The sequence below is a fragment of the Okeania sp. SIO2C9 genome (genome assembly GCF_010672455.1).
Classification (GTDB): domain Bacteria; phylum Cyanobacteriota; class Cyanobacteriia; order Cyanobacteriales; family Microcoleaceae; genus Okeania.
This window is the reverse complement of the sequence record NZ_JAAHGO010000016.1, coordinates 147,220-153,219: the sequence shown is the minus strand read 5'-3', so window position 1 is coordinate 153,219 and position 6,000 is coordinate 147,220. Positions and strand designations below refer to the sequence as shown.

6 protein-coding genes are annotated in these 6,000 nt (G+C 34.4%); 2 read left to right on the top strand and 4 right to left on the bottom strand.

Annotated features, from left to right (window positions below):
• On the top strand, positions 1-185 hold a 185-nt coding region (locus F6K23_RS15685), incomplete at its 5' end, for a hypothetical protein (protein WP_293157074.1).
• A gap of 58 nt (positions 186-243) precedes the next feature.
• Here F6K23_RS15685 and F6K23_RS15680 read toward each other — a convergent pair.
• The 4 genes from F6K23_RS15680 to F6K23_RS15665 all read right to left on the bottom strand — a co-directional run bounded on the left by F6K23_RS15680 (position 244) and on the right by F6K23_RS15665 (position 4,613).
• Positions 244-1,368, bottom strand: a complete 1,125-nt coding sequence (locus tag F6K23_RS15680) for a DUF4350 domain-containing protein (RefSeq protein WP_293157071.1) — start codon at positions 1,366-1,368, stop codon at positions 244-246.
• Positions 1,355-1,966, bottom strand: a complete 612-nt coding sequence (locus F6K23_RS15675; protein WP_293157068.1) for a DUF4129 domain-containing protein — start codon at positions 1,964-1,966, stop codon at positions 1,355-1,357. The genes F6K23_RS15680 and F6K23_RS15675 overlap by 14 nt, the downstream gene beginning before the upstream one ends.
• An 8-nt stretch (positions 1,967-1,974) precedes the next feature.
• Complete coding sequence (locus tag F6K23_RS15670) at positions 1,975-3,321, bottom strand: response regulator (RefSeq protein WP_293157065.1); 1,347 nt, start codon at positions 3,319-3,321, stop codon at positions 1,975-1,977.
• Between the two features lie 401 nt (positions 3,322-3,722).
• On the bottom strand, positions 3,723-4,613 hold the full coding sequence (locus tag F6K23_RS15665; protein ID WP_293157062.1) for an alpha/beta fold hydrolase: 891 nt from the start codon (positions 4,611-4,613) through the stop codon (positions 3,723-3,725).
• A gap of 283 nt (positions 4,614-4,896) precedes the next feature.
• On the opposite strand from F6K23_RS15665, the gene F6K23_RS15660 reads away from it, so the two are divergent.
• Positions 4,897-5,094: a hypothetical protein gene (locus F6K23_RS15660; RefSeq protein WP_293157059.1), complete on the top strand. Its 198-nt coding sequence runs from the start codon at positions 4,897-4,899 to the stop codon at positions 5,092-5,094.
• Positions 5,095-6,000 lie beyond the last annotated feature (906 nt).

The following is a 6,000-nucleotide window of genomic DNA, read 5'->3' as shown; positions in this document are numbered from 1 at the left end:
GCAGAAGGAAGAAGGAAGAAGGAAGAGGGAAGAGGGAAGAAGTTTTATGGTTTATCTTCCGTTTTTATCTGATTTTGTACCATTTGCCAAAAGTCATCTTATCGCAGAAGGAAGAAAGAAGAAGTTTTATTATTGCTCTTGCGTTGTTTCTGCTGCGGAGTGCTACGCAAACAGTTATTTCATAAGTCCTAAATATCAAGGCATTTACTATATCAATCAAATTTTGAGACCAAAATTTTACGGTCAAACATCCCTTTTTGCTTTATTTTCAACTTGAAATATTTTCTCCCACTTATCTAACCAATTTAATAACTCTGATTCGGTAATTTTTCGCTTTTGAGATTGAATTTTTAGGACTTTTTCTAATTCTATTGATGACTCTCCAGTTTGTTGTATCCAAGCATCTATCAAAGATTTATCTTCAACTATATTCTGTCCTAATCCTAATTTCTTTTGCAGTTTAATTTTTTGCTCTTTCCCTGTAGTTTCTAAAATAAATTCCCGACTTTCTGCTTTTTGTAATACCCCTGCTAAAGCTTGAATATAAGCTTGACTATTATCAACTATTGGTGCTGATAATTTTATCGGTTTAGCAAAACGACGATTTTGAGCAAAAATTAGGATAACTAAAATAATTAAACCCTGAATAAAAATTGGAAATAAGGGAGTTTCAATCAAATAATTTACTAAACTTTCTCCCAACTCTTCCTTAATTACTTCTTGGTCTTTATAACCATGAATATATTCATCTACTAAAATTCGTTGTTGACCTTGAGTAACAAGTTGAGCTAAAAATTCATAATTTCCAGGTATATCTTGATAAGCATTAGCAGCTAAATATTGAGTAGTAGCTAAGATAATTCTTCCTTTGCCAAACTGTTTTTGCCAAACTATAGCACCGTAGCGATCGCCTAATAAATTCTCTTCTTCTTTTTGCTCAATTTTTATTGTCCTGCGACTTGTTTCTATTTCAACTTTTCCTACTTCCGTATCATGGATAGTAGTAAATTCTGCCTTTGTTACCTGTTTTTTAATGCCTAAAATTACCAAAATATTCCCAGATTTTACCCAATTTTTTATCCGAGCATTAATTACTCGATTTTCTAGTTGACTATTAACCTGTAATAGAGTGACTGATGAGTTGATATCTTGAGTATTTTCTAAATCTATAAATGGTTTTTCCCAGCGTTGAATATCCGCGCCTTTTTCTAACATAAAATTGTACCATGCACCATATCCATCTGGGGCACGACTATAAGTAGAACCGCTATTTAATTGATTATTTACTGGAGCAAAAAAAACAGTAATTATCATAATTGATATTAGAGCGAGCGCTCCAAATATCCAAAATTTTTTAGTTTTTTTCATCTGTGATTTGTTGATAAGCTTGCTGGCATTCTGCAAATACAGCAGCAGAAACTTCTAAGTTACCAAATAATAATTGCTGATGAGTAATGAATAATTTTTGATATGGTTTAGGCTGAGATAACTGCTGAATTAATTCTAAATATTCTCCATCAGTGCGACTAGGTTGATCACAAATAATACCCCGGTCATGTAATCCTTGTAACATTGCCATATATAAACAACGACAAGCTTCTCGATAATTGCCTATTTCTTGGTATTTTTGTGATTGATTTAACCAAGCTGTTACTGATAATTCTAGTTGAGATTCTGTTCTAATTTTTGTTGTTAAGTTGATTTTATTACGAAGACTATAAATATAAGGATTTAACAGTCTAATTATTTGTATAGCTACCCAGCTCAACAGAAAAGCAAAAAGTAGCCACGCCATTGCTTTAGCAATCATTAATATTATGGGATTATCCCACCAATAAGGCAAATCTACCCCTGGTAATTTAGCTGCTGTTTGAGAAGTTTGAACTTCCCACCATTCGCCAAATTTTTGTTGTAACTTGTGGAATTGCCAACCTAAACTATCTTTTTCAAATGAATTTTCAGACATACTTAAATTTAGTCTTGCTCTGGTAGAAAATTTCTAGAATCAGTCATGGGAATTTCAATAATAAATTCAGCATATTTTCCCGCTTTAGTTTCCACTTTAATACTGCCATGATGTTGTTCAACAATAATTTGATGAACGAGAGATAAACCCAAACCTACTCCTTCTCCAGGAGATTTAGTAGTGAAAAAAGGGTCGAAAATTTTATCTTTAACTTTTGAGCTTATTCCTATACCATTGTCATTGATATGGATTGCTACTTTTTCTCCTAAATTATAGGTTTGTACAGATAGGGTAGGATTAAAATCTTGATTAGCAGTTTCCTGTTGTTCTAACTTAGTTTTGAGAGCATAGCAAGAATTATCAATTATGTTCATAAAAGCTTGAAATATATCAGAAAATGACAACTTAATTTTATTAATTGACTCATCGTAATTAATCTGAATTGTCATCGGAACATTCTCTTTTTCCCACAGCTTCTGACAACTCAAGTGCAATGACTCATTTAGCATATTATGAATATCGCTAAGTTGTAAGCTATTGTGGTCAATTTGTGTATGTCTTATCATACCTTTAATAATTTTTTCTGCTCTTTTACCGTGTTGATAAATACTATCTGAATTTTGTTTTATATCATTAATAATTTCTTGAAATTCTTCAAATTTTTCTGGTTCCATTTTATTACTTTCTAAAGCTAATTCTTCCATGAGTTCCTCAACTAAATCTGTAGAAAGTTGAGCAAAATTTTGAATAAAATTAAGAGGATTACACAGTTCGTGAGCAATGCCTGAAGTTAAAGTACCTAAGTACGCAAGTTTTTCTTTAGCAATAATCTGTTTTTGAGCTGTTTTTAACTGTCGCAATGTTTCTTTAAGCTTTGCTTCTGCTGCTTTTCTTTGTGTAATTTCTTCTAGCAGCAGTACATTTTTATTCTTTAATTTTTCAGTTAATTGTCGCAGCTGTATATGTACTTTTACTCTTGCTAAAACCTCATCTATTATGATTGGCTTAGTAACATAATCTACAGCTCCTAATTCAAATCCTGTAATTTTATCTTCTATATCTGATAAAGCAGTCATAAATATCACAGGAATATCTCTAGTTTCTGGGATTGCTTTTAAGCGTTTACAAATTTCAAAACCGTCAATTATAGGCATTAAAACATCTAACAAAATAATATCTGGGCTACTTTCTATTGCTTGTTTTAAACAATTTTCACCATCTACAGATACTAAGACTTTAAAGTTATAGCTCTCCAGAACAGTAATTGCCAATTTCAAATCGATTGGATTATCATCCACAATTAAAATAGTAGTTTTTTTATCCTTCTTTTCAATACTATTAGCGACTTTATCCATTTGATTTATACCTATTCTACATTCGATAAATTTTGCGATTAATTTTATCTTTTATGAATGCGGGTTTAATACCCCACTGTCATTTCAGTTATCAGTTATCAGTTATCAGTTATCAGTACCTCTGCCTAAAGTCAGAGGCTTGAAATATTGAAGTTGATTTTCTCTTGGTCGATTGGATATGGTTAGCAAACCCATCCATCCCACCCAACGGGGAAGCTCCGAAGATCGACCGCTTTTTCATCCCCTTGAAAGGGGGGACTTGATACCTGATTTCTTGGTCAACGAGGGTGCTTAAAATTGTTTGAGTTTTGTAGACACAAAGTGGCTTGTCGAAGACTATTCATAAACAATTTTTCCTTCTGCCTTCTGCCTTCTGCTTTCTTCAATAAATTATCAAACGATTAACTAATTTTTTGTAAAAAATTACTAACAGCTTTAATAAACTCTTCTGTTGATTCATAAGGTAAAACATTTCGCCCTGATATTTGACAACCCTCTCCTTGAGGCAACAACTTTAAATAACTATTAATTCTTTGCTCTGGCCCTTCAATTTGCTCAGTTTTACTAATAGTTGATGCTTGCTTTCCTACTAATACTAAAGTAGGTTGATTAATTTGAGCAATATCTTGACTAAAATCCTGTCTCCAAAACCCTGCTAAAAAAGAAAAAACAGCATATTGACTTTTGGGATTTTTTGCCCCTTTTTCTAAAGTATCTAACCATTCTTCATCTACTCGCTCTTCATGAGCAAATAATTGCTTTTTTGAAAAAGAATCTAAAAATTTTCGACTGCGTGCATAGCGATAAAAAACTTTACCAATAGGTGAATAAAAAAGATTCCATCTCAACTTTTGGTTAATCGGTGAATCAGCCTTTGTCATCAATTCCAACTGAGGCGGACCCGATAATATTAAACCATTAATTAAACTTGATTCTTGCTGTAGTTTTACCAGAGATACAGCCACAGGAAACAAAGCACCTTGTACAACTAAAATTACTGGTCTTTGTACAACCTTCTCTAAAAAATATTGTAATTGTTCAGCCCAGTCCATAGGATAGTAAGCCACAGATGGCATATCACTTTCACCACACCCTAATAAATCTGGACTATAGATAGGATTTAGTAAACTTTGCTCCTGCCATAAACAACAAAATCTATGCCAGAAATTTTTAGATAAACCTACTCCAATAGGATGCAGTAATAGTAAAGGTATAGTAGAACAGTCTCCTTCTTTATGAGGATAAAATTCGTAAGCACAGCGGTATTTTTTCCAGGTATAAAATTCTTTCATCTGTCAGATAATCAAACATTTTTTGCATATATTCATACATAAATATATAACAATCCTGAGATTTTCTCAAAATATATCATTAATATTATTATTACTCCAGAGTAATGATATAAATGGTTTAGCCAAGGACTTTACCTGTAGACTATTTTGCAATATACACTACAGTTCATGTACCATAAAAATTTTTTTTTGCCTAAGGAATGGATATACAGCAGTTTCCTACTTTTTAGAAGAAGCACATATATTGATGATTTTAGGGAGTAGGGAGTAGGGAGTAGGGAATATGGGTTGGCCGGATCTCGAACAAGCAAAAAATATTGGTAGTCCTGTAGATGTAGTGATATTTATAAGTAAATCCCTTTCACTGTCAGAAACAAAACTACAAAAATCACTACTTGTACACCACTACCAAAATATTTGGCGTTGCTTACAGCGCTTTTCGCTCTTGATGAACCACATCTTCACACATCAAACTTTGTAGGGACGTTCCATGGAACGTCCCTACTGTGGTCTACCCAAATGAAAACCTGAAAAACGTCGGGAGGAAAGTTCCCGGAAGATTTATCCCCTGGTTGAATAACGACACGCGGGTTTTAACCCGGAGTCAAATTCTGCTATACTAGAAATATCAACTAAGAACAAGGTTTGTCGCCATGACAAGATCGCGCTTTGCGGTGAGATTCCGGCGGACAGGAGACGGGGACGATGCTTCCTACGACGGCTGTTTGCGCAGCATTCCGCAGGAAAAGCAAGCAATGCAGCTAAAGCAGCGATTTATTGCTCCAACTTGAGTAAAACCACTCTGAAAGTAAGCTCACAGCTAGATTTCGGTCTATGCCGAGTAGTATAGAAGTCTGCCCTTCAGGCTTTAAGCAAATGTGGATTTATGAGGGGCTGCGTGCGGAATTTACTTCCGCACATTTATTCGCCCCGTCCCAAATGGGGGTGGACTAACCACAGAATCCAGGGTGTTTCAACCCCTGGAGATGTCAACGCTGTAAATGTCATGATAATTAGACATCTCCTCCACCCATAGGGAGTAGACAGTAGGCAGTAGGCAGTAGAGAACCCACCCCAACGTCCCTCCCCCTCCCAGGAGGGGAAATAATTGATGTATCTATTGGGATAATTGATTTGATTTTTTATTCTTGGATATGTCTATTAGCTGAAGGTAAAATTGAAAAACTTATGTTTTGCGTCCAAAGTTAATCTCAAAATCATTACCACGACTCAACGCCAAAATATTTACCCCGTCAGTTGTACCACATAAATAAGCAAATATACTGTAATAGTTGAGTTTGGGTTAATACCCTTGACTTCTTTACAGCGCTTTTCGCTCTTGATGAACCACATCTTCACAAGCAAAATCCTGTAGGGACGTTCCATG

Bases quoted from the DNA above. Each gene is read 5' to 3' on its own strand.
- F6K23_RS15680 (WP_293157071.1), bottom strand. From the start codon at position 1,368: ATGAAAAAAACTAAAAAATTTTGGATATTTGGAGCGCTCGCTCTAATA.
- F6K23_RS15675 (WP_293157068.1), bottom strand. From the start codon at position 1,966: ATGTCTGAAAATTCATTTGAAAAAGATAGTTTAGGTTGGCAATTCCAC.
- F6K23_RS15670 (WP_293157065.1), bottom strand. From the start codon at position 3,321: ATGGATAAAGTCGCTAATAGTATTGAAAAGAAGGATAAAAAAACTACT.
- F6K23_RS15665 (WP_293157062.1), bottom strand. From the start codon at position 4,613: ATGAAAGAATTTTATACCTGGAAAAAATACCGCTGTGCTTACGAATTT.
- F6K23_RS15660 (WP_293157059.1), top strand. From the start codon at position 4,897: ATGGGTTGGCCGGATCTCGAACAAGCAAAAAATATTGGTAGTCCTGTA.